The organism is Oleiphilus sp. HI0067, from assembly GCF_001635735.1.
Genome location: NZ_LWFI01001569.1, coordinates 1 through 770, shown reverse-complemented (window position 1 = coordinate 770; position 770 = coordinate 1). Strand labels below are relative to the sequence as shown.

The following is a 770-nucleotide window of genomic DNA, read 5'->3' as shown; positions in this document are numbered from 1 at the left end:
AACGTTTGAATATCTCGGTGATGGTTTCGACATTTGTGACTTCTGGCTTTGATTTGAGCCATTGCGAGAACGACTCAACTTGTCTCAAGAATTCTGGTTGGCTAATACCGTTGCTTTCGCCTTGCTCCAGAGAAAAGGCAATATTGTAGATGCCAGTTAAATTGTCAGATGTGAATTCAGTGTCTGCACGGAACTCCACCGATTCCTTGAAGTAGGCGATAAAGTCATCGTTAATTTGATTTAGCGGAATTAAAGCGAACAAAACGACTGTGACAATGCCAGAGCCGATCAAAACGCCATTACGATTGTTGATGATGAAAGAGGCAAGTTTGTCCATACCCTTGCTTTGACGTGCTGCTTGCTTCTTCGTTGAAATTGGCATCACTGACATAAATGCAGGTAGGAAGAATACTGAGAAGAAGAGCGCCGCAATCACGCCCATTGCTACTGTGTTTCCTAGGTCTCTAAAGGGAGGGACTTCAGAGAAGTTCATCGTCATAAAGCCAAGAACAGTCGTTAGACTAGTGATAAATACTGGTTGGAAGTTGATACGAATACTTTCTTGCATCGCACTATGCTTTGGCATGCCTTGACGTAAGTTGTAGAGAAATGTGACGAGTATATGCACGCTGTCGGCAACGGCCATCGTGGTGATGATGACTGGCGCACTTGTTGTTGGGCCGGTAAGCACCCAACCTAGATGACCGAATAGCCCCATCGCTGTCAACGCAGAGAGAATGATGACAAGAATCGTCGCGACGGTTCCCGTG

1 protein-coding gene is annotated in these 770 nt (G+C 45.6%); it reads right to left on the bottom strand.

Annotated features, from left to right (window positions below):
- On the bottom strand, window positions 1-770 hold a 770-nt coding region (locus A3739_RS25590; protein ID WP_156502838.1), incomplete at both ends, for an RND family transporter.